General features: G+C 67.4%; 27 protein-coding genes. 16 read left to right on the forward strand and 11 right to left on the reverse strand.

Going from position 1 to position 23,742, the window contains the following annotated elements; genetic code table 11:
• Nucleotides 1-165: 165 nt before the first annotated feature.
• Nucleotides 166-1,455 (forward strand): phospholipase D-like domain-containing protein, encoded by a 1,290-nt coding sequence (locus J2X20_RS27485; protein WP_310272594.1) that lies wholly within the window; start codon nt 166-168, stop codon nt 1,453-1,455.
• Nucleotides 1,456-1,559: 104 nt separating this feature from the next.
• Nucleotides 1,560-2,225 carry a type 1 glutamine amidotransferase domain-containing protein gene (locus J2X20_RS27490; RefSeq protein ID WP_310272596.1) on the forward strand — a complete coding sequence of 222 codons (666 nt, stop codon included), beginning with the start codon at nt 1,560-1,562 and terminating at the stop codon, nt 2,223-2,225.
• A 28-nt stretch (nt 2,226-2,253) separates the two neighbouring features.
• Here the strand turns inward: J2X20_RS27490 and J2X20_RS27495 are convergent, their stop codons facing one another.
• Nucleotides 2,254-2,814 carry a cytochrome b gene (locus J2X20_RS27495; RefSeq protein WP_310272598.1) on the reverse strand — a complete coding sequence of 187 codons (561 nt, stop codon included), beginning with the start codon at nt 2,812-2,814 and terminating at the stop codon, nt 2,254-2,256.
• 604 nt (nt 2,815-3,418) lie between these two features.
• Between J2X20_RS27495 and J2X20_RS27500 the strand changes: the two genes are divergently transcribed.
• From J2X20_RS27500 to J2X20_RS27515, 4 genes are all read left to right on the forward strand, one after another.
• A complete protein-coding gene (locus J2X20_RS27500; RefSeq protein WP_310272600.1) occupies nt 3,419-4,159 on the forward strand; it encodes a hypothetical protein in 741 nt (246 codons plus the stop codon).
• Nucleotides 4,122-5,150 carry a hypothetical protein gene (locus J2X20_RS27505; RefSeq protein WP_310272602.1) on the forward strand — a complete coding sequence of 343 codons (1,029 nt, stop codon included), beginning with the start codon at nt 4,122-4,124 and terminating at the stop codon, nt 5,148-5,150. Before J2X20_RS27500 ends, J2X20_RS27505 begins: the two co-directional genes overlap by 38 nt.
• A gap of 41 nt (nt 5,151-5,191) precedes the next feature.
• The gene (locus J2X20_RS27510; RefSeq protein WP_310272604.1) at nt 5,192-6,022 is read left to right on the forward strand and encodes a class I SAM-dependent methyltransferase; all 831 of its coding nucleotides are present in this window, start codon (nt 5,192-5,194) and stop codon (nt 6,020-6,022) included.
• Nucleotides 6,023-6,136: 114 nt separating this feature from the next.
• The gene (locus tag J2X20_RS27515) at nt 6,137-6,619 is read left to right on the forward strand and encodes a DUF1203 domain-containing protein (protein ID WP_310272606.1); all 483 of its coding nucleotides are present in this window, start codon (nt 6,137-6,139) and stop codon (nt 6,617-6,619) included.
• A 3-nt stretch (nt 6,620-6,622) separates the two neighbouring features.
• Here the strand turns inward: J2X20_RS27515 and J2X20_RS27520 are convergent, their stop codons facing one another.
• Together J2X20_RS27520 and J2X20_RS27525 are read right to left on the reverse strand one after the other, a co-directional pair.
• Nucleotides 6,623-7,339, reverse strand: a complete 717-nt coding sequence (locus tag J2X20_RS27520) for a hypothetical protein (RefSeq protein ID WP_310272608.1) — start codon at nt 7,337-7,339, stop codon at nt 6,623-6,625.
• A 366-nt stretch (nt 7,340-7,705) separates the two neighbouring features.
• Complete coding sequence (locus J2X20_RS27525; protein ID WP_310272610.1) at nt 7,706-8,116, reverse strand: hypothetical protein; 411 nt, start codon at nt 8,114-8,116, stop codon at nt 7,706-7,708.
• A gap of 272 nt (nt 8,117-8,388) precedes the next feature.
• Here J2X20_RS27525 and J2X20_RS27530 point away from each other — a divergent pair, with 272 nt between their 5' ends.
• From J2X20_RS27530 to J2X20_RS27550, 5 genes are all read left to right on the forward strand, one after another.
• Nucleotides 8,389-9,042, forward strand: a complete 654-nt coding sequence (locus tag J2X20_RS27530; protein WP_310272611.1) for a site-2 protease family protein — start codon at nt 8,389-8,391, stop codon at nt 9,040-9,042.
• Nucleotides 9,043-9,217: 175 nt separating this feature from the next.
• Nucleotides 9,218-9,664 carry a hypothetical protein gene (locus J2X20_RS27535; RefSeq protein ID WP_310272613.1) on the forward strand — a complete coding sequence of 149 codons (447 nt, stop codon included), beginning with the start codon at nt 9,218-9,220 and terminating at the stop codon, nt 9,662-9,664.
• Between the two features lie 239 nt (nt 9,665-9,903).
• A complete protein-coding gene (locus J2X20_RS27540) occupies nt 9,904-10,437 on the forward strand; it encodes a hemerythrin domain-containing protein (RefSeq protein ID WP_310272615.1) in 534 nt (177 codons plus the stop codon).
• Nucleotides 10,438-10,638: a hypothetical protein gene (locus J2X20_RS27545; protein ID WP_310272617.1), complete on the forward strand. Its 201-nt coding sequence runs from the start codon at nt 10,438-10,440 to the stop codon at nt 10,636-10,638.
• Nucleotides 10,639-10,649: 11 nt separating this feature from the next.
• Complete coding sequence (locus J2X20_RS27550) at nt 10,650-11,048, forward strand: hypothetical protein (RefSeq protein WP_310272619.1); 399 nt, start codon at nt 10,650-10,652, stop codon at nt 11,046-11,048.
• Here J2X20_RS27550 and J2X20_RS27555 read toward each other — a convergent pair.
• The 4 genes from J2X20_RS27555 to J2X20_RS27570 all read right to left on the reverse strand — a co-directional run bounded on the left by J2X20_RS27555 (nt 11,035) and on the right by J2X20_RS27570 (nt 15,694).
• Complete coding sequence (locus tag J2X20_RS27555; protein WP_310272621.1) at nt 11,035-12,393, reverse strand: GAF domain-containing protein; 1,359 nt, start codon at nt 12,391-12,393, stop codon at nt 11,035-11,037. The genes J2X20_RS27550 and J2X20_RS27555 overlap by 14 nt on opposite strands.
• Nucleotides 12,383-12,880, reverse strand: a complete 498-nt coding sequence (locus J2X20_RS27560; RefSeq protein WP_310272623.1) for a hypothetical protein — start codon at nt 12,878-12,880, stop codon at nt 12,383-12,385. Before J2X20_RS27560 ends, J2X20_RS27555 begins: the two co-directional genes overlap by 11 nt.
• Nucleotides 12,881-12,940: 60 nt before the next feature.
• Complete coding sequence (locus J2X20_RS27565) at nt 12,941-13,210, reverse strand: hypothetical protein (RefSeq protein ID WP_310272625.1); 270 nt, start codon at nt 13,208-13,210, stop codon at nt 12,941-12,943.
• Nucleotides 13,211-13,312: 102 nt separating this feature from the next.
• Nucleotides 13,313-15,694 carry a hypothetical protein gene (locus J2X20_RS27570; RefSeq protein ID WP_310272627.1) on the reverse strand — a complete coding sequence of 794 codons (2,382 nt, stop codon included), beginning with the start codon at nt 15,692-15,694 and terminating at the stop codon, nt 13,313-13,315.
• Between the two features lie 188 nt (nt 15,695-15,882).
• Between J2X20_RS27570 and trhA the strand changes: the two genes are divergently transcribed.
• Complete coding sequence (gene trhA, locus J2X20_RS27575) at nt 15,883-16,560, forward strand: PAQR family membrane homeostasis protein TrhA (RefSeq protein ID WP_310272629.1); 678 nt, start codon at nt 15,883-15,885, stop codon at nt 16,558-16,560.
• Here trhA and J2X20_RS27580 read toward each other — a convergent pair.
• Nucleotides 16,551-17,102, reverse strand: a complete 552-nt coding sequence (locus tag J2X20_RS27580) for a PEP-CTERM sorting domain-containing protein (protein ID WP_310272631.1) — start codon at nt 17,100-17,102, stop codon at nt 16,551-16,553. The genes trhA and J2X20_RS27580 overlap by 10 nt on opposite strands.
• 23 nt (nt 17,103-17,125) lie before the next feature.
• Entirely contained in the window at nt 17,126-18,673 is a 1,548-nt protein-coding gene (locus tag J2X20_RS27585) for a DUF4331 domain-containing protein (protein ID WP_310272634.1), read from the reverse strand.
• Nucleotides 18,674-19,218: 545 nt separating this feature from the next.
• Here J2X20_RS27585 and J2X20_RS27590 point away from each other — a divergent pair.
• The 4 genes from J2X20_RS27590 (at nt 19,219) to J2X20_RS27605 (ending at nt 21,035) form a co-directional block, all read left to right on the forward strand.
• The gene (locus J2X20_RS27590) at nt 19,219-19,431 is read left to right on the forward strand and encodes a cold-shock protein (RefSeq protein WP_310272636.1); all 213 of its coding nucleotides are present in this window, start codon (nt 19,219-19,221) and stop codon (nt 19,429-19,431) included.
• A 79-nt stretch (nt 19,432-19,510) separates the two neighbouring features.
• A complete protein-coding gene (locus J2X20_RS27595) occupies nt 19,511-19,732 on the forward strand; it encodes a hypothetical protein (RefSeq protein WP_310272637.1) in 222 nt (73 codons plus the stop codon).
• Between the two features lie 46 nt (nt 19,733-19,778).
• On the forward strand, nt 19,779-20,039 hold the full coding sequence (gene infA / locus J2X20_RS27600; protein WP_310272639.1) for a translation initiation factor IF-1: 261 nt from the start codon (nt 19,779-19,781) through the stop codon (nt 20,037-20,039).
• A 117-nt stretch (nt 20,040-20,156) separates the two neighbouring features.
• Nucleotides 20,157-21,035, forward strand: coding sequence for an alpha/beta hydrolase (locus J2X20_RS27605; RefSeq protein WP_310272641.1), 879 nt, complete (start codon nt 20,157-20,159; stop codon nt 21,033-21,035).
• On the opposite strand, the gene J2X20_RS27610 is transcribed toward J2X20_RS27605, so the two are convergent.
• Nucleotides 21,036-22,574: a GGDEF domain-containing protein gene (locus J2X20_RS27610; RefSeq protein ID WP_310272642.1), complete on the reverse strand. Its 1,539-nt coding sequence runs from the start codon at nt 22,572-22,574 to the stop codon at nt 21,036-21,038.
• A 47-nt stretch (nt 22,575-22,621) separates the two neighbouring features.
• The gene (locus tag J2X20_RS27615) at nt 22,622-23,740 is read right to left on the reverse strand and encodes a threonine aldolase family protein (RefSeq protein ID WP_310272643.1); all 1,119 of its coding nucleotides are present in this window, start codon (nt 23,738-23,740) and stop codon (nt 22,622-22,624) included.
• Nucleotides 23,741-23,742: the final 2 nt, after the last annotated feature.

Consider the following 23,742-nt stretch of genomic DNA (forward strand, 5'->3'; position numbering starts at 1 on the left):
CGGCTTCATCGCGGCGCTTCGGCCTACGACGGCGGGCGCTGATCCTTCCTACCATCGATGTCCTGAAGCCGGCAGGGGTCCGGCTTCGCCAACACGGGCCGGCACGCCACGCGCGCGGCCCGACGGTGCGGCTGCCGCCAAGGCGGGCCGCTGGCGGAACACGCGATGCTGAAGGGCACCATGGCCTCCTATCTGGCGGTCGCACTGGCCACGACGGTGCTGACCCTGCTGGGCGTGCTCGTCTACCAGAACCTGGCGAGCCGCGAGAAGAAGATCGAGCAGCAGCTGCCCAAGCTGTACGAAACCGATGACGCTGAGTTCCGCCGCGCGCTGGGCGCCCTGCTCGGCCCGCAGATCGTCGAGGGCAACCAGGTCGAGACCCTGCTCAACGGCGACGAGATCTTCCCCGCCATGCTGGCCGCCATCCGCTCGGCCCGCACCACCATCACCTTCGAGACCTATATCTACTGGTCGGGCAGCATCGGCCGTGAGTTTGTCGAGGTGCTGACCGAGCGCGCCCGTGCCGGCGTCAAGGTGCATGTGCTGCTGGACTGGGTGGGCAGCATGAAGATGGACGCGGCGCTGGTGGAGGCCATGAAGGCCGGCGGCGTGGATTGCCAGCGCTTCCACGAGCCGCGCTTCGCCAACTGGGGCCAGCTGAACAACCGCACCCACCGCAAGCTGCTGGTGGTCGACGGGCGCCTGGGCTTCACCGGCGGCGTGGGCATCGCCGACCAGTGGCGCGGCCGCGCGCGCGACAAGACCGAGTGGCGCGACACGCACTACCGCGTGCAGGGCCCGGTGGTGGCGCAGATGCAGTCGGTGTTCCTGGACAACTGGATGCGCGCCACCGGCAAGGTGCTGCACGGCGAAGACTATTTCCCGGCCTTGAAGGCCGCCGGCCCCTACGCCGCGCAGATGTTCAGCAGCTCGCCCAGCGGCGGCAGCGAGAGCATGCAGCTGATGTATCTGCTGGCCATCACCGCCGCGCGCAGGAGCATCGACCTGGCCAACTCCTATTTCGTGCCGGACGGGCTGACCATCCGCACCCTCATCGACGCCGCCCGGCGCGGCGTCAAGATCCGCGTGGTGACGCCCAGCGAACGCATCGATTCGGAGGTGGTGCGCCTGGCCTCGCGCAGCGACTGGGGGCCCATGCTGGAGGCCGGCATCGAGTTCGCCGAGTACCAGCCCACCATGTTCCATGTGAAGGGCATCGTCGTCGACGGCGTCTTCTCGTCGGTGGGCTCGACCAACTTCGACAACCGCTCCTTCCGGCTCAATGACGAGGCCAACCTCAATGTGCTGAGCCCCGACTTCGGCCGCATCCAGCAGCAGGTGTTCGAAGCCGACTGGGCCAAGGCGCGCCGCATCACGCTGGACGACTGGCGCCACCGCCCCTGGACCGAGAAGCTGCTGGAGCGCGTGGCCAAGACGCTGCACACCCAGCTCTGAAGCGGTGTTTTCAGGCCGGCGCGTTCTTGCGGGCGGCATTGCCGCCTACACGGGCCCGGCGGGCAGCCGCCTAGATTGGGGCGTTGCCCACTTGAAAGCCCACCATGCGCGCCCTCTTCGTCACCACCAGCGCCACCCAGCTGGCGCCCGACCATCCCACCGGCCTGTGGCTGGAGGAATTCGCCCTGCCCTATCTGGCGGCCACCGAGGCCGGCATCACCGTCACGGTCGCATCGCCCCAGGGCGGCCCCGTGCCGCTGGACCCCAAGACAGAACCGAACGACAAGCAGCGCGACACCTGGGCCCGGCCGCTGGAAGCGCTGCGCCACAGCGTCACGCTGGCGTCCCTGCGCGACGAGACCTTCGATGCCATCTTCATCCCCGGCGGCCACGGCCCGATGGTGGACCTGGCCCACGACGCGACCCTGCACGCCCTGGTGGCGCGGCACGACGCGGCCGGCAAGGTCATCGCCGCCGTCTGCCACGGGCCGGCCGCACTGGTGCACGCCCGGCGTGCCGACGGCCAGCCCTTTTTCCAGGGCCGGCGCGCCACCGGCTTCACCAATGCCGAGGAATTCCTGGCGCGGCTGAAGGACGTCGTCCCCTTCCTGCTGGAAGACGAGATGAAGGCCGGCGGCGCCGATTTCCATTCCGCGCTGCTGCCCCTGCTCAGCCACGTCGAGCAGGACGGCAATCTGATCACCGGCCAGAACCCGAACTCCAGCGAAGCCGTGGCCAAGGCCCTCGTCGCGACGCTGTCGCAGCGCTGACCCGCGCGTCCCTGAGGGCCTCCGCGCCTCAGCGCCGGGTCTGCCAGGGCAGCATGGCCGCCAGCACGCCGTCGCGGCGCACGACGTGGTGGTACAGCGCTGCCAGGACATGCAGGCCGGCCAGCCACATCAAGGCGTCGCCCAGCACCTCATGCACATCGCCCCAGTCGGCCGCCTCGCCCAGTCGCGAGCCGGCGATCCACGGGAACTCGTCCACCCGCACGCCGCCCAACAGCGTCAGCGGATGGTGCTCGCTGCCCAGGGCCAGCAGGGCTGTGACCGGCAGGGCCAGCATCAAGGCCCACAGCGTGATGTGCGTCAGCTTGGAGAGCCCCTGCATCCACGCCGCCATCTCGAAGCGCGGCTTGTCGGGCCGCAATGCCAGCCATAGCAGGCGCAGCAGCGTCAGCGCCAGCACCAGCAAGCCCAGGGACTCATGCCAGACGATGTCCAGCCGCGTGGCCGGGTCGATGCCCTTGCGCATCATCCGCCCGAAGCCGCCCGGCCCCAGGATGAAGGCCACGGTCACGGCGATGGCCGTCAGCCAGTGCAGGGCGCGGCTGAGGGGGTCGTAGCGGGGGGTGGGCATGGGGTGGACGCGTGAGCCAGATTGCCGGGATTGTGGCGGGGGCGGATCGATGGGGAGTTGACGAGCGACAAGGTTCCGAGGGTGCTGACCGATGGTGACTGCGGCAGCCGCATGCAGACGAATCTGCTGCCGCAAGCCACCTGGCAGTCCACGGCCAAGATCGTGATTCGGCTATCGTTGCCCCGGCCTGAGGAACAGGCGGTTTTCTGGGGCGGCGTAGGCCGCCAGGGGTGGCGAGTGCGGTGGGCAACCGCCAAGCTCAAAGCCTTGATCCTGATGGTTGACTGGTGCGCTGCGGCGCAACCAATACCTCGGGAACCAAGTGCGCGGTGAGTTCGACCACAGGGATTGCAGTCTTGAAGGAGAAAGGGTGCGCTCTTGCGGTGCAGGGGCGCGTGTTTGCCATTTGACGGGGGCGGCTAATGGGGTGACTAAGAACCTGAGCAGGTCACTCTCGGACTCCTTAGCCGAACGGCAGCAAGAGGACCTTCGGCGCAATAGCAAAGTTAGGGATCAGTGCACATTCACGAATCCGGGTTTGCCTGAGCATGACGCTGCGTTATGACGTTAGTCTTTTGCTCGTCATCAACCAACGGAGCAGTCAGTGACATCGAATTTCTTGGCAAGACTATTTGCCGCCGCTATCTTCGCGTTCGGCGTATCGAATGCCTCGGCAGGCTGCGCTCCAAATGAACTGGAAAGCGTGGCGCCTAGTATTGACCCTGGCCCAATAACTGCCACGACCGTGGAGGGCAGGGTCGTGTCCTTCAATGTTGGCGATACCTCATATCAACTCGTTCGAGATCCAGCGACAAAGACAATCATCGGACTCCGCGCGCCTAATGGACAAATCTATCCGTTAGGCTCGTTTGGCTCAGATGCTCCACAAACGGAAAATAAGAACTCTGGCAAAAACGCTGTTGACTTCGACCCCTGCGGCATTGGAGGGGATAGTTTTACCTTAGACGTTGCCACTCTCCCTCCTGTGGAAGTGACTGGGACTTCCGCACCCCAACCAGAATTTTGGGTCCCTGTGCTTACACCCGTGTTTCCAAGTGATGCCGAACTGACTTCGGGAAGCAATGGCGGTGCGGACCTTGAGGAACGCTTTAAGCGCTGCAAGGACAAGAAGGATGCATGCATGAGCAAGGTCGGATCGGTCGGACTGGTCGCCGGCGCCACCTTATGCATCAAAGTTGCCGACGACATCAAAACAAAGAAGCCAAAGTGGGGAATAATTGCAATCCTCGCTGGGGGAGCATGTCAAGTCGCCGCCGACTATATAACTGACAAAGTCAAGAAGAAGTGTGAAGACGAAGAGCTCGTCTGCCGGTCAACGCCGTAAACAGGTCAGACTTCAACGCCACCCTAGCCGGTGGCTTTTCCAATTGACGCTTATAGGCACCATTGTGACTAAAAGACCATTTCTCAAGCGACTGGCCTTTCTCGCATGCGCTGCATTGACGATCATTGGGGTCCACATCCTTTATCGCCTGTGGAATGAAGATGGTTCATCACCTACGCCGGCGGACCGCCCCCCCAAAGTTGAACCGCTGCAGTTACCAGCGCCTGCACCATCGTCGGGCGTCATTGAAACTCCGGCGTCTAGCGCACCTGTGCCAAGAGTCAGTAGCTATCGAGGCACAAGCTTGTATTCAGGCAGTGGGAGAATTGGTTCAGAAGGATATGCCCCGATAGTACGCACCGCCCTAGCGTCCGGAACCCCTTCGGACGCCCTCCGCGCATTTTTTATTCTAAACAAATGCAATGATGTCCAAAAGGACATGGAGAGACTCCTACGCAATAGATCCGTCGATTTGAGCCGTAGGCAAAGTGAAAATCAAACCCGATTGATTGAAGAAAATCTTGCGGAACAAAGGGCATGTCAGACGATCGACCAGGAAATATTGTCAATGCGTTCGGCGCTGTTGCTCAAGTCCATCAAAGGCGGCGAGTTGGGAGCTGCATCAATCTATTTAACAGAAAATCTTCAAAGCAAATCAATTTTAGAAACGGATAAAAAAGCGGCAATTGAACAACTTCTGATTGATGCCAATCTTGGTCATCGCCTTTCGATAATGATGGCAGCAATAGATGGAGTTAAAAACTTCGGCATAACCAGCGATGATCAATTAGTTTATCAGGCAGCACTCAAGCTAATTCTTAACGATCATCCAGACGAGCTTGTTTCCGCGAACGGCCCCTTAGCCAACTTGCTTAACATGCTCTTTGACGACGTCAACGTCTCAACTAAGTCGGGAGCAAATGAACTTGAAGCAAAAGTTCGCAAAGTAGTGAACGCACACATAAGATTGAAACAACAGGGTAAAGAGTAAACCAACCATCAAAGCCGATTTAGGCAACATTTCGGCTACTGGTGACCCTAATCCGAACGCTACGACGCGCAGCCGTCGACCTTCCGCTACTGACCGCAGCCGTCCGCCAGCACGCCGCCCACGCCCGCGACACCTCGGTCTACACCTCCCCCGCCGCCTTCGAAGCCTTCATCCGCGGCGGCGGCAATGTGCCGTTGTATGAGCGCGTCAGCGGGGAGCTGGCTAATCACTACACGCCCGACGTCCACTCCCTGCTCGACATCGGCTGCGGCGACGGCCATGCCCTCTTTCCTGCGCTGGCCGCAACGGCTCACCCGCACGCGCTGGAGCGCCTCACACTGGTGGAGCCCGCCAGCGCCCTGCTCGCCAGCGCCCTGACGCGCGCCCCTGCCGAGCAGCCCACGCTGCCTGTACAGGCGCTGAACGAGACCCTTGGCACCTTCACCGCCAAGCTCCAGCCCGACGACCGCTGGGACCTCGCCCAGGCCACCTTCGCGCTGCAGGCCATCCCCGAGCCCGAACGCTGGGACGGCCTCGCGCGGCTGCGCGCCCATGTGAAGCGCCTGGTGATCGTGGAGTTCGACATTCCGGACCTGCAGCGCGGCTCGGACGCCTACGTGGCCTCGCTGGCGCAGCGCTACGAGCGCGCCCTGGGCGAGTACGGGGGCGCCACGCGCGAGCTGGTGGCCCAAGGCTTTCTCATCCCGATGTTCCTCGGCCAGCTCGATGCGCAGACGGCCGCGACGAACTGGGAGCACCCGATGCCGATCTGGCGCGACAAGCTCGAAGCCCTGGGGTGGCGCGTGACGCGCCTGGCCCACCTCAGCGACTACTTCTGGGCCCCGGCCTTCGTGCTGGTGGCCGAGGCTTAGGCGCAGCGCTGCTGCCCGAACTCGATGTCCGCTCCCGGCGAGCACGCCAGCCGGGACGCCGCTGCAATGCGAGCCTCATCCACCGCGGCGCCCACGCCGCCGAGAAAGGGCCGCATGCAGACCTCACCGAACATCCGCCTCCTCGTCCGCGGCATCCCCACCGCTCACGCCGAAGCACTGCGCTCCGGCGGCCCCGACGCCCACGGCCAGGCGCCGCTGCGCGCGGCCGCCCATGGCCTGGGCAACCCCTGCCGGCATTGCCTGAACCTGATCGCGGAGGGTGACACCAAGCTCATCCTGGCCTACCGCCCCTTCGCCCACGCCCAACCTTATGCCGAGACCGGCCCGATCTTTCTGCACGTGGCCGGCTGCGAGCGCTACGAGGCCGACGCGCTGCCGGCCTGGTTCGCCCATCTCGCGCCGGCCCTGGTGCGCGGCTACGACGCCAAGGACTGGATCGTCTACGAGACGGGCCGCGTCCTGCCAGGCCACGAGTTGGCCGACGCCTGCCGCGCCATCCTCGCCCGCGAGGACGTGGCCTATGTGCACATCCGTTCGAAGTTCAACTGCTTCCAGTGCCGCGTGGAGCGCGGCTGAAGCTCAGCGCTTGGCCCGATGCAGGATGGTCGCAATCACCGACCGGTCATCCGGCCCGGTCGTCGACGAACTGACGCCCGAGAAGTTCGGGCCCCACCAGGGCTGCTGGGCGAGCTTGCCCATCGTGCCGCCCCAGCGCTGGCCGGCATCCGACCCGGTGCCGAACAGCCGCAGCTCGCACAAGGTCCGGCGGCATTCCACGGCGAGCAGCTCGAAGCCCTTCTGCACGCCGGCGTCCTGCAGCGCCTGGCGCAACTGGGCCTCCATCTGCTGGGACCAGGCCGCGTCCAGCGGCTCCCCGGCAAAGCGGGCATGCAGCTCGGGCAGCGAGGGAGGGCGCTCGTTCAGGTCGAGCAGCATCTTGGCGTGCTCCTCCGACAGCGCGACGGCGGGCACGTCCACGCGCACGGTGGCGAGAGCCGCGGGCGCAGCAGCCGAGGCGGCCTTGCGCGGCTCGGCTGCCGCCAGCGCGGGCGTGCAAGCCACGGCCGGTACGGCGGCAGTCGCGGCTGGTGCCGCTGCTGAAGCGCTGCCCGGACTGGCCGATGCCGCGCTGCTGGCCGCCGCAGCGGGAGATGGGGCGGCTGCAGACGCCGCCGGGGCCGCCACGTACACGCCCAGCACGGGCGCCGGCGCGACAACGTCGCTGAAGTAGTGGGTGGTGACGACGGCCACGGCGGCCCCGGCCGCAGCGCCCATCGCGAGGTCTTTGATATTCATGGCTCCCTTGCCGTCAGCGCGGTCGGGTGCGCTACGGCGCGGCGGAGCATAAGGGCCGCGGCCTGCCCCCATGTCCACACCTCTTCCACGGCTGGCGCATCACGCCGATGACACGACCACGAGGTGGCAGGCGGCCTGGTGGGTGCAGCTGATCCCACCCGAGCGGCAACAGCTGCGCGTGCCGACCGACTTCAGCCAGGACTCTTGCAACACCCCATTGCGACTGCTTCATCGCCAGCACGCCAACGGCCTGGCGCCTGACAACACGACCGCAGCAAGCAGCGATCAGTGCGAACCGGATGCCCTTGCATCGAGAGTTCGAGCACTGATCCCGCACGCTGGCGGCAAGCCGTGCTCGCGTCTTTCTCAGTTGACGATCCAGGCTGACAGCGTCACTGGGAAAACAGCATTGGACTGGGCACTCCAGAGCTGGAGCCTAAGCTTGGTGGCTTTCACATCGACTGTCATCTGGTAGGTCGTGCCGATGGGGTCGGTCTTTGGGATGTAGATCTGTTTTGCCATTACGAGTGACCAACTCACCCCGTTGTCCGGCGAGGTTTGCAGGCTCACGTTGTATGCCTCCTGCGGCACGGAGCCACCGGTCTTCACGTAGATCGTGTAGGTCTTGTCGGCTGACGAAATCAGCGCCACCGGTGAGACTCCGGTGGTATAGGCCACCTGATTCGCCCATACCTGGGTCGACGTGATCTGTGCTGAGCAAACCGATGCAAATGTGACTGCTGCAATTGCAAGCAGCTTCTGGATGATGGATTTCACTGTGCTTCCTCTCTGAAGATTTTTCGAGTTGATTTCGACGGCAAGGGTCCTGTTCGTTCACTTCATTTCGATGCCCTCCCGTGGCTCCTTTGGCAGGTTTCCATTCTGCGAAAAGCTAACGGGTCAAATGCCTTCATCCGCCACGCAGTCACGGATCTCTTCCCATAGTTAGAGGACGACCCGTTGCGCAGGCGGCAGGTGAGAGGCCGGGGCTCACAGCGCTCGTCATCCGCTCGCGCAGAATGGGTGGCTGGCCAACCTCCCTCTTCCCCGTGCTCAACCTCCTGCTTGCCGGCGCGCTGGTGGCCTTCATCCATCTCGGCACGATGGCCGTCGTCGGCAGCGCGCTCGGGGCGCAGCTGCTGTCGGTGGCGTTCGGCGCCGGCCCCACGCTGTGGCGCACGCCGCGCTTTCACCTGCGGGCCTTGCCGATCGGCGGCGCGGTTCGTTTCCTTCACTCGGTGGACGACCCGGTGCCTGAAGGCGCAGAGCACCGGGCGCTGGACCGCCGCCCGCTGCTGGCGCAGCTGGCAACCTTGCTGTCCGGCTGCGCCGTGTTGCTGGCCCTGGCCGTCGGGCTGTTGGGCGCGGGAGGCATCGCTGCCTTTCTTGCGTTGCCCGCCCAGTTGTTCGGTGGCGCCATCTCGCCTTTCGGTGACGCGCAGGCGCTGCTGCATCAGGCAGCGGTTGGGGTGCAGGCGGCGCCGTTCTCGGCGGTGCTGGGTGTGGTGGCGGCGAAGGTGGCGGCCCTGAACCTGTTGCCGCTGCAGCTGCTCAACGGTGGCGCCGCGCTGGCCGTGCTGGGCAGGCGGCTGGGCGTGGCAGGCCTGTGGCCGGCCGCCGCCACGCATGCGCTGTTCTGCGTGTGGGCTGCGCTGGCTCTGGCGTGGTTCTTGGCCCTCGGCACCTACGTCATCAGCGCTTGAGGCCGGTGGACGTCCGGCCCCCTGCTGCGGCGGCCTGGCATCCTGAAGATGAATGACGCTTCGCGCCGTCCCGCGCCGCCCGCCTCACCGCTACAGGGGCAACAGGCGCACAGTGCCCCGGCGCACCACCGCGCGAACGCATTCACCGGCGTCGACAGGTGAGGAGATCTTCAAAATGAACTTCGCAAAGCACATCAGGATGGGGCTGCTCACGGCGGGTTTGATGATGGTTGGCGCTGCGGCATTCGCCCAGGACTCCAGCTACAAGCCGGGCACGGTGTGGAATTTCTCGCGCATCAAGGTCGAGCCCGGCCAGTTCGAGAACTACCTGGACTTCCTGGCCAAGACCTGGAAGAAGTCCAACGAGTTCGGCAAGAAGGAGGGCTACATCGTGTCCTACCACGTGTTCGCGGTGAACAACCCCCGCGAGGGCGAGCCCGATCTGATCCTGGCCATCGAGTCCAAGGACTATCTGACGACGGCGCAGCAGCTGGAGGTGCAGAAGAAGTACGAGGCTTTCATGGCCCAGGACGCGCACAAGATGGATGCCGCCTCCGGCGAGCGCAAGGTGATGCGCAAGCTGGCGGGCAGCATGGAGCTCCAGGAGCTGATGCTGAAGTGATGGGCCCGGCGGGCGGTGCCAATGCTGCCCCCGCCAGCCGAACCCCAGGCCGCTCCGGAGCATGACCTCCGGCACGGCTTGAATGGCAAAAATACCAACCACCACAACAACTTAGCAAACTCTTAAGGTTCCGGTAGCACGCATTTAGCGGCGCGCCGCCGCCCCGATTCCTACAGTGGCTGCACGGTCGACGAGAACAAGCGACCGACCTCTTCACCGCACCCCACAGGGAATCCAGGATGCACACCTCACTGCAAGAAATCCTCGCCGTGCGCGGCACGGCCACGGCGCCGCGCTTCGACATCTACGCCGGCATCCACAAGGGCGCGCGCCTGATGCTGGTCGACCTGGTCAGCAGCGCCGGCCGCGTCGACCCGCACGACCCGGCCTCGGTGCGGCAGCTCGTCGACAAGGTCGAGGCCGCCGCCGACTTCTGCGTGTCCCACCTGGAGCACGAGAACGCCTTCGTGCACCCGGCGCTGGAACGCGCCCAGCCCGGCACCAGCCAGCGCATCGCGACCGAGCATGTCGAGCATGAGCGCGACATCGAGGCCCTGCGCACCCACGCCCGTGCCCTGCCCGGCTGTGCACCCGAGGACCGCCCCGCGGCCTGCCATGCGCTGTACCACGCGGTGAGCCTGTTCGCGGCCCACAACCTGGCCCATATGCATCTGGAAGAGACCGAGCACAACGCGGTGCTGTGGGCGCATCTGGACGACGCCGGCATCCTGGCCATCCACGGCCGGCTCCTCGCCTCGCTGACGCCGGCCTAGATGACGATGTCGCTGCGCTGGATGCTGCCGGCCCTGGCGCCGGCCGAGCGTCTGGGCCTGCTGGCCGGCATGAAGGCGAATGCGCCGGCGCCGGTCTTCGGCGTGGTGCTGGCCCTGGCGCGCGAGCGGCTCAACGACGACGACTGGGGCGCGCTGGCACGCGGCCTGGGCATCCCGGTCGCACCCGGGCTGGCCGCTTGAAGGAGCCGGCGATGAACACCAACAAACGCTACAGCGCCTGGTGGCTGCGCATGGCCGCCCTCTACCTCGTCACCGGCGTGGCCCTGGGCAACTACATGGGCGCCACGCACGACTTCTCGCTGCGCTCGGTGCATGCCCACATCAATCTGCTGGGCTGGGCCAGCATGCTGGGCTTCGGCCTGGTGGTGCAGCACCTGGCCGACACGCTGAGCGCCCGGCTGGTGGCCGTGCAGTTCTGGCTGCACCAGTGCGCCCTGCCGGTGATGCTGTCGGCCCTGGCCGCCCTGATGCGCGGCAACCCGGCGGTGGAGCCACTGATCGGCCTGGGCTCGGCGACGGTGGGCGTGGCGGTGCTGTGCTTCGCCACCAATGTGTGGCGCGGCACGGGAGCGAAGCTCAGAGCTGCGTGAGCTGGAGTTCGCCGCAGACCTGCAGCTTGAGCCGGCCGCGGCCGCTCTTGTGCAGGGCGATGCCGAGCTTCTGCTCGTCCAGGCGCCGGCGCAGCAGGATGAGGCGGGCCTCGAGGTTGTCGACGACGTCGGGCAGCTTGATGGCGGGGTCCAGCCGGATCTCGCGGTTGCTGAACTCGGTGCGGCCGCTGGCGGCGTACTCGCTGAGCAGCCGCCACAGGATGGCGCCGGCCACGCCCTTGATGACGTAGTCCTGGTTGCAGAAGACGCTGTGCGAGGCGGCGTGATAGCGCAGCTGCAGCGGCTCCTGCGGCGCGCCGCCGAAGGGGCAGTCGAGTTCGGCCGGGCGGGTTTCGGCCGCGGCTTCGGCCGGCACGGCGGCGCTGTCGCCCAGCGTGCGCATGGTGGCCGCCACGAGATGGGCGAAGGCGACCAGGGCGTCCTCGTGGTCGTAGGTGAAGTGCAGGTCCTGCTCGCTCTCGACAAGCAGCACGCCCAGCACGCGCCCGCCGTGCAGCAAAGGCACGCCGAGCTGGCTGTGCGGGTCGGCCAGGCCCGGGTAGGGGATGGCGATGGACAGCTCCGCAGGCGAGCCCTCCAGCCGCACCACCTCGCGCATGGCATGGCTGTAGCGGTAGGCCTGGGTCAGCCAGCTGATGCGGATGGGCGTGCGCGCCTGGGCGCAGACGCCGATGACGCCCTCGCCCAGCGCTATCTCGGAGCCTATGCCCGAGTTGGCGTAGCCGCGGCTGCCCACGGTGTAGAGGCGCCGGCCCTGCTCGTCCATGACGAGGAAGATGGCATGGCGCAACTGCAGGTCGGCCACGAGGCTGTCCAGCGCCGCGTCGACCAGGGCGCCGAAGTCGCTGACGACGCTGGGGGCGGCCACCTTCTCGCACATGCTGCGCAGCGCGGCCAGCGGCTGCAGCGAGGGCGCAGCCGGCAGCACCGTGTTGCCGGGCAGGACCTCGAGCTCCTCGACGCGGTAGATGTCGGAGCCCAGCAGCCGGAACACGCCGGCCATGCCGGTGTGCGAGGCGATGCCTTCGAGGTGGGCCTTCATGCGCTCGAACAGCGCGCCTTCGGACTCGGTGCGCAGATAGCGCAGCCGCATGCGGTAGAGCCGGCCGGTGAAGGGGTCGATGACGCTGAGCTGGCCCTGCGGGTTGGCGAGGATGTTGCGGCGCGTCTTGTTGAAGAACTGGTAGGACAGGGCGACATGCTCGCCGTCCACGTAATGGACCTGGGACAGGAAGGCGACGTTGGGTTCGCCGTCGGGCGCGCAGGTGGCCATGGTGGCGGGGATGGCGCCCTCCAGCGCCGCGCGGATCTGGTCAAGCCGCATGGCCGGCCTCGGGTGCGGAGGGGCCCAGCGGCTGGCCGGCGCGCGGCCCCGGCGTCTGCACGAAGACGGCGGCGGCCTTGAACCTCACGACGGCCAGCGCCGACCAGGGCTGCTCGAAGAAGTTGCGCGCGAAGTGCTCGGGGATGTTGATGCGGGCCAGTTCGCGCACGATGTTGCCGACATGGTGGCGCAGGAAGGCCTCGTCGTCGCGGGTGGCGGCACGCACGCTGGCGCCGCCGCCCTTGAGCTGCACGGCCACGTTGGTATAGGGCTCGCTGAACACGGCCGCCACCTTGCCGGTGGCGCGCACGTCGGCGAGGAACTGGCGGGCCTGGTCTTCGCGCACCCAGGCCTCCACGGTGCGGCGGTCGTCGAGCAGGCGGCCGGCCATGCCCCAGCACAGGCTGGGCACCGCCGCCGCGCTGCCGCTGGACAGCACGACGTCGCAGTTGTGGTTGATTTTGGCCAGCAGGGCGTCGTCGATCACGGCAGCGGGGCGATGTCGTCGGGAGGCGCGCAGTGTAGTGAACGACCTCGCCGCGTGCCTTCAGTGCACGTGCGACGCCGCGCCGCCGGGCGCCTCCGCCCGGGCCTTGCAGTGCTTGTCCATCATGCTGTCGGGGGCGCTGGCGGCGCGGTCGGGCTCGGCGGCGTGGCGCTTGCACATCTCGTCCATCATGCCGCCCATGCCACCCATGCCGCCCGACTTGCCGGCCTCGGCCGCGGCAGGGGCGCCGTGGCCGCGCGGCGCGGGCGCGGCACAGCCGGCCAAGGCCATCGCCAGGCAGGGAAACAGGACGATTGCGAGCGGCTTCATGCGGCGACCTCCATCGATGGCGCGACCAGCATGCGCCGCCGCGGCCGCGCGGTGCTTGATGCGGGTCAAGCCGCCGCGCCGGGTGCACGGCCCGGCCGGGGCCTAGCTGATGCGCGCGCTGATGTCCTGCAGCCGCTTGGTCCACCTGTTCTGGAAGTCCTTTTGCTGCTTGAGGCTGAGGTTCTCCATCCAGGTGTCGCCCTCGGTGGGCGTGGGGATGGGAACGGACGCCTTCGGCGTCTTGCCCTTCTCGGTGCGCTGGCTGCGCTCGAAGATGATCTGCCCGGTGACGTAGTCGCCCAGGCCCGGCGGGATCTTGGGGTAGCACTCGGCGATGTGGACCCGGATGACGGTCTGGTTGCTGGTGATGAAGTTGATCCCGCCCTCGACGGCGACGAGAGGCACATCGTCGTCGGAGCTGGTGGGCAGGGAATTGAACTGGGCCTCGATGCGGCTGCGCGCGGCGGTAAGCTGGTCGTTGCCGACGACGTTCTCGGGCAGGGAGGCAATGGCCTCGTGCCTCACATCAGGGTCCCGGGGCGACAGGGGTGTGAGGGAGCCGTTGTTGGTCTGCATCCGCGCGCCGGAGGCGCCGACGAACTGCATGGTCGACTTCGCTCCTTCGCTGTCCTGCGACTTCACGGACACGATGACGTCCCTGAGGTTGTCGACGACCTTCTCCAAGCTGGGGTCTTCCAGGAAGCCCTTCAGTTCCGTGGCGGCCTGCTCGTCCTTCAGCTTGCCCTGCAGCTTCTTCATCAGCTCGACCGGGTTCTTCTCCTCGATCTGGACGTTGTAGTGCCGGCTCTTGTCGATGACGGGCTCCAGCGTCAGGGGCTCGTCCTTGCCGACGCTGCTTTCATTGACGAACATCCTCTGCATGGCCTCGGAGTCGGGGCCGGTGCCGTAGACCACCATGTCCACCGTGAACTTGTGGGTCTTCATGGTCTTGCTTCTCGGCGGGTCCGAGTAGGTGGCGATCACCTGGACAGGGCCAGCGCCCGAGGCGCCGGTCAGGCGGCCGCGATAGACCTTCATGTTGTTCTTGATGAGGGGCCCGCCGCCGACGAGATTGCCATCCGGAAAGGCCTCGGCCGCCAGCGCGTTGTCGGTGCCGTTGAGAAAGGCGGGCGCGCCCGTATCACCCACGACCCAATGGATGTCGAGCTTGTCGTCCGACGGATTCTTGCCCTGGTCGCGGATGATGGCGGTGATGACGTCGATGGCCGCATTGCCGCCGCTCACGCACACCGACTTGACCTTGGGATAGGCCTTCTTGATGGCGGTACCGTCATCGAGCTTCTGCTTGAAGCTGTCCATGTCGTGCATATGGGCCTTGGTTTCCGGGCCTGCGGGCGGGTCCAGATCCGGCTCCTTCTGCTTGCCGATGCCCATGGCATTGGTGACCTTGCTCGCGTAGAAACTGCCCTCCTCCTTGGTCTCGATCTCGAAGAAGTCGCCCTGGCAGCGGCGCACCTTCTCGATGGTGCACTGGGTGTGCGGCACCTTGGCGATGACCTCGGCGATGCGCCTGGAGAGCTCGGCCCGCGCGGCCAGGCCCTTCTCGTCGTCCTCGATGGGCTTGTTGCCCTTCTGCTGCGGGTCGGTCTGGTTGTGCGGATGGTTGACGTTGCCGTCCTTGCCGCGGTCCTTGGCCCAGGGCTGGAGATTGCCGAGGATCATGGTGTTCTTCATGTCGAACTTGCCGTAGTTGCTGGCGATGTAGTACGCCGCGCTGGCCCCGGCACCGAGGATGACTTCCTTGTAGACCTTGGCATCCACCGGCGCGCCGGGGCGCTTGGCGATGACCTGGTTCACCTTGTCCTCGTACTCCTTCCAGGCGGCGTCCTGCTGGTCGGCCTCCACGGCGCTCTCGATGATGTTGAGCAGCACCTTGAGATCCTCTTCCGTCGCCTTGTCGCCCAGCGCCTTGGCGGGATCGAAATTGCCCCAGGTGTCGTTGCGGGCGATGAGGGACTCCAGGTCCTTGCGCTTGAGCGCCTTCACGGCCTGCGCGGGATCGATCTTGCGCGCGGACTGCCCCGACGGCACGCCGGGGATGTCGGTCTTCTCCAGCTTGTCCGGGGTGTTGTCCCAGAGCTTCTGGCGTGCGCTGGCCAGATGCTTCTGTGCTTCGCGCGGATCCTTGGCCAGGCGCGCCTGCTCCACCAGCCCGGCGGCCTCGTCAAAGGCCTTGTGGCCCTTGAAGGCTTTCTTGGCCTCCAGGAACTGGGTCCATTTCTCCAGCGTCTTGTCGTCGGCCAGACGCTCGCCGCAGCGCTGCTTGTCGATCTCCTCGACCTTGCCCAGCGCCGTGCCGACCGAATCGGTCTTCACGTCGCGCAACTTGTCGGCAATCGGCCCGAACTCCATGACGTAGTTCTTGGTCGACCCGTCCAGCTGGATTTCACGCGCGATGTCGATGCGCTTGAATTCGTTGATCCACTGGAGGACGGTGCGGACCGAAGAGGTGTGGGGATGCATGAGGACTCCCTTTGCAGGCAGGCGCCCGCCGACAACAGCGTTCGTGGCGAACGCGGCGCCTTTGTTCCCCTGGCCCCTAGCTTGTCGGCCGGCATTCATACCACCGGCAACCCCTCAAACCTTGGGTCGGCAGCGTCATGCGGCGCTGGCATGCTGGTCGCATATCCTCACAGCAGTAAGAGGTAGCCATGAGTTCCACCCTCCCGATCACGGGCGACCGCCCGCAGACCCTGGGCGAAGAGATCGCCAACGCCATCAGCCACGGCCTGGGCGCCGCCCTGGCCATTGCCGCCCTGCCCATCCTCGTGGCCCGCGCGATGACCCACGGCGCCGCCACCGACGTGGCCGCGGCGGCCGTCTTCGCGGCCACGATGATCCTGCTCTACGGCGTCTCGACGCTGTACCACGCCCTGCCCGCCTCGCTGGCCAATGGCCGCGTCAAGGCCTGGCTGGTGCGGCTGGACCACGCGGCCATCTATGTCTTCATCGCCGGCAGCTACACGCCCTTCACGCTGGGCGTGCTGCACCGGGAAGGGCCGGGCCTGGCCCTGCTGATCACGGTTTGGGCCGCGGCGGCCTTCGGCGTGACCATCAAGCTGCTGAACCGGCTGCGCCACCCGCTGGTGTCCACGCTGATCTACCTGGCCATGGGCTGGGTGGTGGTGTTCGCCATCGGGCCGCTGGTGGAACGCATGCCCGGCCCCGGCCTGGCCCTGCTGGTGGCCGGCGGCCTGAGCTACACGCTGGGCGCGGTGGTCTTCCTGCTCGACAACCGGCTGCGCTACGCCCATTTCGTCTGGCATCTCTTCGTGCTGGGCGGCAGCGTCTGCCACTTCTTCGCGGCGCTGTTCTACGCCTACGGCTGAGGGCGGCGGCGGGCCAGCAGCCCGGTCAGGCCCAGGCCCAGCCAGGCCAGGCCACCGGGCTCGGGCACGGCGGCGATGTTGTCGAGCTGGAAGCCCGAACTGGCGCTGAACATGACCTCGCTGAGGCTGGCCCACTGGCTGTCGAACTGGACCGTGGCCAGGGCGCCGAGGCTGAGGGTCTGCAGGGCCACCTGCTGGCCGTTGAGCAGGCCGGTGATGGCCAGCAGGCCCGGCGGGTCACCGAGGTCGAAGTAGCCGAAGTCCAGGCTCAGCAGCGAGAACAGGCCGCCAGCGGCCGCACGCAGCGTGACGGGGCCGGCGCCGAAGAAGCCGCCCACCAGCATGCCGTCGCCGGCGCCGTTGTCCAGCAGCAGGAAGTCGGCCGCCTGGCTGCTCAGTGCGAAGCCGGCTTCGGTGTAGGTGGCGACGTTGCCGGGGTCGATGGCGATGGGGTCGGGGTTGTCGAAGCGCAGCAGGCCGGCCTGGGCGCTCTCACCGAGGGCGAGCAGGGCCAGCGTGGCGACGAGGAGTCGGAGTTTCATGATGGGGTGTCCTTGCATGCCGCTCAGTAGGAACCGGGGCGGGGGGTGTTGAGGTAGGGGAAGCCGGGCAGGAAGGGCACCACGGCCTGGTCGACGGCGTCGTGCAGCTTGAAGGCCGTGGCGCCCAGCGGCACCTTGCTGGGGTTGCAGTCCAGCCCGAAGCCCAGCGCATTGCCGTTGCCATTGGCCATGCACAGGCCGCCCATGACGGCGACGAGGGAGATGTCGACGATGTCGTCCTTGGGGCGGCGGCCGTTGGGGTAGCCGGCAAAGTCGCTGGCGCCGTTCAGCAGGCTGCCGACGATGCCCAGTCGCTGCTGCTGGGCGAAGGGCGTCGGCGCGATGGCCGTGTTCAGGCGCAGCATCTCCGCGGGCACGACGCCCGCGGGCTGGTTGACGCCGGGGATGCCGGTCAGGAAGGTGGTGACGAGGTCGCCGCGCGGCAGGTTGGTGGGGGCGATGCCGGGCAGGCCCAGCGCAATCTCCAGTAGGGCCGGCAGGGTCGGATTCGTCACATAGGTGGCGAACTGCCCATCCTTGGACGGCATCGAGGCGTTGAACTTGTCCTTGTCGGGCAGGCCGATGACGACCTCGTTGACCAGGGGCATGCCCAGGCGCGAGACCTGCACCCAGGCGCCGCCGGTCGTGGTGGACGTGTTGTAGCCGCTGGGCGGCGTGGCGTTGACGAGCTGGCTCTGGCGCACGCTGGCCGTCGTCCAGCCGCCTATGGTGGTCTCGCCGCCCTGCGTGAGGCAGCCGATCGGCACTTCCAGGGCCAGCGAGGTGACGTTCTTGTCCTGGATGGAGTTGGCGGCCGCGGCGTTGATCAGGCTGGGGTCGGTGATGACGCCGACGGGCGCGTTGACGAGGTCGAAGATGGGGCCGAGATTGACCGCGAAGCCCTCCTGGCGCTGGCCGACGAAGACGCGGCTGGCGCCGCAGCCGGGGATGTCGACGTTGTAGATGTGCTGGGCGGCATAGCCGGCGTAGCCGGGCAGGGTCTTGACGCCGATGTTGTCGGACGGCTTGTCGAACAGGGCCGTGCCGTTCTTGGGGTTCATCACCGCGCTGCTGGCGCCGGTGCGGCGGTCACCGCGCACGATGTTGAGCGTGAACTTCTCGTTGACGTTCAGTGCCGCGGCATTCGGCGAGGTGACCTGGCCCGACTGGGTCAGCGGGATGGCCACGGTCTGGTTGCCGATGGGCAGGGCCGTGGCCTTGAAGGCGTTCCTGAACTGGAACTGGAAGGTGATGTCTTCCCGGGCATCGCCGTTGTTGTCGATGTGGATCTCGTACAGCGCATTGGGGTCGAGCTTGAAATAGTTGGGGCCGCCATAGGCATCCTGCAGCGGCAGGTAGTTGGCGATCAGCGTGACGTAGCCGCTGCGGCCCGCCTCGTAGCTGCGGAACATGTAGAAGTCGGTGCCGTCGACGCGCGGCGAGCCGGCAATGGACGGGGCCTCGCGGTGGCTGGACGCCTGGGCGGGCGGCAGCGCGAGGCCGGCAAGGGCTGCGCAGAGGGCGGTCAGCAGGGGCGCGCTCGAGGCGAGGCGCGGACGGTGCAGGCTCATGATGGTGTGCTCCTGGTGGGGTCTCGCGGCGCGACGACATGCCTGCAGCGAGCGCGGCCCTCAGCCTTGATGGGCCGCTGCAGGCTTTACGCGCAGCGGCGGCAACAGATGCACGGCGGCGTGAAGCCCAAACACAGGACGGGTCAATCCGGGCATCCGATCGCGCCGCGGCTGCGTAACAAAACCTTGGCCCTGCACGGATCGGCGGCGCGCGCCACACTCCGCCTGGTCGGCCGCCGAGGCCGATATCGTCATCGTCGAGAGCTACGACGGCCCGCAACCGTGACCTAACGACGCTTCACGCAGACTTGCTGGCCTCTGTCCTGCAAGGGCTTTGCCGCGGCGTGGTACATTCGGCGTCATAGATTCGCACAAGGCCGTTTCCTCAAGGTCTTATCTGCAGCCCCGCTGGCCACCCCCTGGCCTTTCTTGCGAGCGGCTCGCTTCAGCAACTCCCCGGTGAGTGTTCTTGAGTGTTTCTGTCTCTGCACGGCATGACGCCGGCGGAGTATTTCTTCCATCTGTACATTTCCAAAGGAAACACCATGACTACCGAAACCGGCACTGTGAAGTGGTTTGACGACGGCAAGGGCTTCGGCTTCATCACGCCTGACAACGGCGGCAAGGACCTCTTCGCCCACCACAGCGAAATCAAGAACAGCGGCGGCTTCCGTTCGCTGGCCGAAGGCGCCAAGGTCTCTTTCGAGGCCACCCAAGGTGCCAAGGGCCCGCAAGCCTCCAACATCCGCACGCTGTAATTCGTGCACCGGGGGCGCCAGTGCGCCCCCTGCCGCAGCCGGCTCGAACCGGCTCGGCAGCCACCCCAAGAAGAACAATATGAATAACAACAAAAAGAACATCGAGGTGGGACGCTTTCTGGTTTCCCCCATGAGCCAGGCCCGTCTGGGCGGCGGTTTCGACGCTTTGGTGTCGATCCGCTCCGGTCGCGGCATGGCCAGCGTGGATCGCGTCATGCGCTTCACGCCGCAGTTCAGCAGCCCGCAGGCTGCCTTGCACTACGCGCGGGCCGAAGGCCTCGCCTGGGCAAGCAGCCACTGATGGCGGGTCACGCCCTCGTTTATCAACTCATCACGGAGCTTCAGATTTGGCCAAGGAAGAACTGATCGAAATGAACGGCGTCGTCGACGAAATCCTGCCTGATTCGCGGTTTCGCGTGACGTTGACGAATGGCCACAAGGTCATTGCCTACACGGGCGGCAAGATGCGCAAGCATCACATCCGCATCCTGGCCGGCGACAACGTGTCGCTGGAGATGTCGCCCTATGACCTGAGCAAGGGCCGCATCACCTTCCGTCACCTGGGCGCACCGCGCCAGGCGCCGGGCGGCGGCCAGCAACGCCGCTGAGCCTTTCAGCGCCATGCCCTCGATCGGCCGCCACAGCATGACTGGGCGGCCGATTGCTTTTGGGCGGCTCCGGGCGGATAGCGGCATCCAGACGGGCAGCGGCCACGTAGGCTGGCCATGCCCATGCTGAAAGCCAGCCTCTTCCTGCTCGCCGCCCTGCTGCTGGGGGCCGTGCTCGTCGCCTGCGCGCCGGTGGCGACACTGAATGCACTGACGCCCGGCAACACCCACACGGTGACGACGGACCAGGCCTATGGCCCGGGGCCGCGCCAGCTGCTGGACATCTACCGCCCGGCGCGTGCCGCACCGCGCGGCGGCTGGCCGGTGGTGGTGTTCTTCTACGGCGGCTCCTGGAACCGCGGCAAGCGCAGCGACTACGCCTTCGTCGGCGCGGCCCTGGCCTCGCGCGGCATCCTGACGCTGGTGGCCGACTACCGCCTCTACCCGCAGGTGCGCTACCCCGACTTCCTGCGCGACAGCGCCGCGGCCCTGGCCTGGGGCCTGGGCCATGCCGAGAGCCTGGGCGGCAACCCGCGGCGGGTCTTCGTCATGGGCCACAGCGCCGGTGCCTACAACGCCGCCATGCTGGCGCTGGACGCGCGCTGGCTCAAGCCCACCGGGCACACGCCGCGCGAGCTGGCCGGCTTCATCGGCCTGGCCGGGCCCTACGACTTCCTGCCCATGACCAACCCGGACGCCCAGCCGGTGTTCTTCCACCCCGACTACCCGCCCGGCACCCAGCCGCTGGAACACGCCAGCAAGGCCGCGCCACGCAGCTTCCTGGCCGCGGCGCGGGACGACTCGCTGGTGAATCCGCAGCGCAACACCCAGGGCCTGGCGACCCGGCTGCGGGCCCTCGGCGTGCCGGTGACGGTGAAGTTCTATGACCACGTCGGCCACATGACGCTGATCGCCGCCTTCGGCGCGCCGCTGCGCTGGCTGGCGCCGGCCCTGGACGACGTGGCGGCCTTCGTCAACGGGCCCGGCGAGGCCTGATCAGCGCGCCGCGACGACGCGGTTGCGCCCCTCGCCCTTGGCCGCATAGAGGGCCCGGTCGGCGCGGCGCATCAGGTCTTCGTGGCTGGCGTCGGCGTCGGTCAGTTCGGCCACGCCGATGGAGACGGTCAGCCGCAGCGGCGAGCCATAGCGCAGTTCGATGACCAGGGCCTCGATGTGCTGGCGCAGCCTCTCGGCCACGTCCAGCGCGGCGGGCAGGGCGGTCTCGGTCAGCAGGGCGGCGAACTCCTCGCCGCCCAGGCGGGCCGGCAGGTCGATCTCGCGCAGCGCATGGCGGCAGCTGTCGGCCAGTTGGCGCAGGGCCAGGTCGCCCACCTCGTGGCCATGGCGGTCGTTGACCTGCTTGAAGTGGTCGATGTCGATCATCAGCAGGGCCATGGGCTTGGCCAGGCGCCGGCAGCGCGCCAACTCTGCCTGGGCGCGTTCGTGGAAGTCGCGCCGGTTGCTCAGGCTGGTCAGGGCGTCGGTGCGGGCCTGCTGTTCCAGGCGTAGCTCCAGCTTCTTGCGCTCGGTGTTGTCGAAGACGGTGGTGCGGCTGCGCAGGAAGCGCCCCTGCTCGTCGAGCATGGCGGTGGCGCTGACGAGCACGGGCAGCAGGCTGCCGTCGGCGCGCAGCAGCTCGGTCTCGACGTCCTGCAGCTGCCCGGTCTGCAGCAGGCGCGGGAAGGCCTCGCGAAAGCCCTGCTGGCCGGCGGCGCTGAGGAAGTCGGTGAAGGGTCGGCCCAGCACCTGGTCGGCCGTGAGGCCCAGCCAGTCCAGCTCGGTCTGGTTGATGCGCAGCAGGCGGCCCTGGGCGTCCACCGAGTGATAGCCGCAGGGCGCGCGGTCGTAGAGGTCGGAGACTTCGCGCCCCTTGGCCTGGATCTGCTTCATCAGGTCGACGACGGCGCGCTGGTGCATGCCGATGGAGCGCAGGCTCAGGAAGAGGAAGGTGCCGGTGGCCACCAGCAGCGTCAGCCAGGCGCTGATCTGGCGGTGGTAGACGGCCTCGGGGATGAGGGTGTTGAGCCGCCCGCTGACATAGCCGGCGCCGACCACCAGGATGGCCAGGCCCGCCAGCGCCGCGAAGGCGAGGCCCACGCGCGTGGAGTAGAGGTTGCTGGCCACGAAGCAGCTCAGCACCAGCCAGAAGGTGCTGGCCGAGATAAGGCCGAAGGACAGCACGCCCGGCAGGCCGACGGCCCACAGCAGGGCCAGAAAGAGGCCCGACAGCCAGTGATAGGACAGGCGGCGGCGCAGCAGGAAGACGGCGCCCACCAGCAGGGCCAGCACGATATGCGAGGTGTAGACCGGCAGCCAGCCGCTGACCACGGAGCGCGACACCGAGACGGGCACGCCGATCAGCGCGACGACGACCATGCCCTGCCAAAGGTCCTCGATGAACTCGCGCTTCAGGCGCGCGAGCTGGGGCTCCAGCAGTTCGCCGATGTCGACCTCGGCCGGCGCTGCTGCGGCCGATGCGCCCGCGCTCCCGGCGGCCACCGGCAGGGCATCGGCACTGGGCAGGGTGGTCTGCATGGCAGGGACCTCGGTCGGTAGGACAGCCATTCTCAGCCAGCCCGCCCCTAACCGGCCGCCAGCGCGGCGGCGGCGCGCCAGGCCGCCACGGCGTCCGCGTCGCTCCAGCCCTCGGCCGCGTCGCCGATGACGACTTCCACCATGGCGCCGCCGGCGATGAGGTGGGAAGGCACGGCCCGCGCGCCCAGCCAGAAGCCGTCGCGCCGGGCCACTTCCAGCAGGGCCTGGCGCAGCGGCTCGGGCGCCACCGGCAGGTGCAGCTGGAAGGCATTGACCTGGGGCTGTTCGGGCGCCACGCGCCAGCCGGCCTCGGCGGCCAGGCGCGGCGCCAGCGCCCGCGCGCGCTCGCGGTAGGCCGGCACGTGCGGCAACTGGGCGCGCAGCCCCTGCAGGGCGCTCAGCACGAAGGGATGGACGGTGAAGAGATTGCCGGCCAGGCGGGTCTGCCAGGGGGCGAGCTGGGCGATGAAGGCCTCGCTGCCGGCCAGCACGCAGCCGGCCAGGCCGCCCAGGCCCTTGTAGAAGGACACATAGACCGAATCTGCCAGCGCGGCGATCTCGGCCAGCGGGCGGCCGTAATGGGCCGCGGCCTCCCAGAGGCGGGCGCCGTCGAAGTGCAGGGGCACGCCGCGCTCACGGCACCATCGGCTGAGGGCAACCAGGTCGTCCCACTCGGGCAGCACATAGCCGCCGCGGCGCAGCGGCAGTTCCACGGTGACGACGGCAGGCTGCTCGGGCGCAGCCATCACCTCCTCGATGCGGCTGGGCCGATCCGTACGGCCGATGCGCAGGCCGCGCAGGCCCATCAGCTTCTCGAAGGCCTCGGCCTCGTCGATGGCGATATGGCTTTGCGGATGCAGGGCCACCGGGCCGTCGCCCTCCCCGCAATGCACGCGCAGGGCCGCGAGCTGGGCCGCCACGCCCTTGTGCATGAAGCGCGCGGCCGGCTTGCCGAGCAGGGCCGCAACCTCGGCCTCCAGCGCCTGGATGGCCTGGCCCTGGCCGTAGACGTCCAGCGGCAGCGCGGCCTCGGGCAGCTCGGCCAAGGCGAGCAGCGAATCGCGCATGGACTTGAGCGGACGGTGGCCGTTGAGCCAGCGCGTGCAGCGGTTGCGCAGTTCGATGTCGGCGTCGGCGGGCAGGTTGGAGTAGCTGGAAGCGGGCATGG

It is taken from the genome of Roseateles saccharophilus, assembly GCF_031458095.1.
Taxonomy (GTDB): domain Bacteria; phylum Pseudomonadota; class Gammaproteobacteria; order Burkholderiales; family Burkholderiaceae_C; genus Pelomonas; species Pelomonas saccharophila_A.

Bases quoted from the DNA above. Each gene is read 5' to 3' on its own strand.
- J2X20_RS27485 (WP_310272594.1), top strand. From the start codon at position 166: ATGCTGAAGGGCACCATGGCCTCCTATCTGGCGGTCGCACTGGCCACG.
- J2X20_RS27490 (WP_310272596.1), top strand. From the start codon at position 1,560: ATGCGCGCCCTCTTCGTCACCACCAGCGCCACCCAGCTGGCGCCCGAC.
- J2X20_RS27495 (WP_310272598.1), bottom strand. From the start codon at position 2,814: ATGCCCACCCCCCGCTACGACCCCCTCAGCCGCGCCCTGCACTGGCTG.
- J2X20_RS27515 (WP_310272606.1), top strand. From the start codon at position 6,137: ATGCAGACCTCACCGAACATCCGCCTCCTCGTCCGCGGCATCCCCACC.
- J2X20_RS27520 (WP_310272608.1), bottom strand. From the start codon at position 7,339: ATGAATATCAAAGACCTCGCGATGGGCGCTGCGGCCGGGGCCGCCGTG.
- J2X20_RS27535 (WP_310272613.1), top strand. From the start codon at position 9,218: ATGAACTTCGCAAAGCACATCAGGATGGGGCTGCTCACGGCGGGTTTG.
- J2X20_RS27540 (WP_310272615.1), top strand. From the start codon at position 9,904: ATGCACACCTCACTGCAAGAAATCCTCGCCGTGCGCGGCACGGCCACG.
- J2X20_RS27545 (WP_310272617.1), top strand. From the start codon at position 10,438: ATGACGATGTCGCTGCGCTGGATGCTGCCGGCCCTGGCGCCGGCCGAG.
- J2X20_RS27550 (WP_310272619.1), top strand. From the start codon at position 10,650: ATGAACACCAACAAACGCTACAGCGCCTGGTGGCTGCGCATGGCCGCC.
- J2X20_RS27555 (WP_310272621.1), bottom strand. From the start codon at position 12,393: ATGCGGCTTGACCAGATCCGCGCGGCGCTGGAGGGCGCCATCCCCGCC.
- J2X20_RS27565 (WP_310272625.1), bottom strand. From the start codon at position 13,210: ATGAAGCCGCTCGCAATCGTCCTGTTTCCCTGCCTGGCGATGGCCTTG.
- J2X20_RS27570 (WP_310272627.1), bottom strand. From the start codon at position 15,694: ATGCATCCCCACACCTCTTCGGTCCGCACCGTCCTCCAGTGGATCAAC.
- trhA (WP_310272629.1), top strand. From the start codon at position 15,883: ATGAGTTCCACCCTCCCGATCACGGGCGACCGCCCGCAGACCCTGGGC.
- J2X20_RS27580 (WP_310272631.1), bottom strand. From the start codon at position 17,102: ATGAAACTCCGACTCCTCGTCGCCACGCTGGCCCTGCTCGCCCTCGGT.
- J2X20_RS27585 (WP_310272634.1), bottom strand. From the start codon at position 18,673: ATGAGCCTGCACCGTCCGCGCCTCGCCTCGAGCGCGCCCCTGCTGACC.
- J2X20_RS27590 (WP_310272636.1), top strand. From the start codon at position 19,219: ATGACTACCGAAACCGGCACTGTGAAGTGGTTTGACGACGGCAAGGGC.
- J2X20_RS27595 (WP_310272637.1), top strand. From the start codon at position 19,511: ATGAATAACAACAAAAAGAACATCGAGGTGGGACGCTTTCTGGTTTCC.
- J2X20_RS27605 (WP_310272641.1), top strand. From the start codon at position 20,157: ATGCCCATGCTGAAAGCCAGCCTCTTCCTGCTCGCCGCCCTGCTGCTG.
- J2X20_RS27610 (WP_310272642.1), bottom strand. From the start codon at position 22,574: ATGCAGACCACCCTGCCCAGTGCCGATGCCCTGCCGGTGGCCGCCGGG.
- J2X20_RS27615 (WP_310272643.1), bottom strand. From the start codon at position 23,740: ATGCCCGCTTCCAGCTACTCCAACCTGCCCGCCGACGCCGACATCGAA.